Raw genomic sequence first — 680 nt, 5'->3', positions numbered from 1 at the left:
ATCGACTAGCGACGTCAACTGGAAACCGAGCCATAGGTCAGGTCAAGATGTCACCTATCCATGCGGCAGCCCCACTTCGTCTGCTCCGGCCGACACTCCGAACGCACCGAATGCACATGCGGGGCGATCCTGATCGTCGACGCCGAGAAGCTGATTGAGGACTACTACCAGCGCATCCAGATCATCCCCGCCCACCTCGACGACGCCAACCGACGCCTGTGCGACCAAGCCTTCTTCACCAAGGTCTACATCGACGAAGACGACAAACTCCGCGTCGAGAACAACCGGCCCTTCGAGACGCTGCTCGACCCCTAGCTCAACGTCAACGCCCTCAACTGGGCTCAGAACACCGACAAGGCCCGAACCCGAGCCAACGATTCTGCTGGCAAGGGTTCGAGCCTTGTGCGCGGGGTGGGCCCTGTGGGGCTCGAACCCACGACCCATGGATTAAAAGTCCACTGCTCTACCAACTGAGCTAAAGGCCCCGGTCGCAGCAGCCCGGACAAGTCGGGCGCAGCAACGCGAACCATCCTAGCCGAGCCGGGGCTCCCCCAACCAACCGGGCAGGAGTAGCGTCAAGTCGTGACCCTCACTGCACTCACACAGCCGCTGACTCAACACCTCACACAGGCGGCGGCAACAGCCACAACACAAGCAGCATCCACACCATTCACCATGGG

Annotated in this window: 1 protein-coding gene and 1 tRNA gene; one reads left to right on the top strand and one right to left on the bottom strand. The window is 61.3% G+C overall.

What is annotated here, in order from left to right; translation table 11 throughout:
• The first annotated feature begins 60 nt into the window (after positions 1-60).
• Complete coding sequence (locus tag L979_RS16410; protein WP_052209898.1) at positions 61-315, top strand: hypothetical protein; 255 nt, start codon at positions 61-63, stop codon at positions 313-315.
• A gap of 97 nt (positions 316-412) precedes the next feature.
• Here L979_RS16410 and L979_RS13295 read toward each other — a convergent pair.
• A tRNA-Lys gene (locus L979_RS13295) sits at positions 413-485 on the bottom strand.
• Positions 486-680: the final 195 nt, after the last annotated feature.

The sequence above is a fragment of the Kocuria sp. ZOR0020 genome (genome assembly GCF_000800955.1).
GTDB lineage: Bacteria > Actinomycetota > Actinomycetes > Actinomycetales > Micrococcaceae > Kocuria > Kocuria subflava.
The sequence above is the reverse complement of the archived record's forward strand: the minus strand, read 5'-3'. Positions and strand labels throughout refer to the sequence as shown.

Excerpts from the sequence above, each read along its gene's own strand:
- L979_RS16410 (WP_052209898.1), top strand. The coding sequence starts at position 61 with ATGCGGCAGCCCCACTTCGTCTGCTCCGGCCGACACTCCGAACGCACC.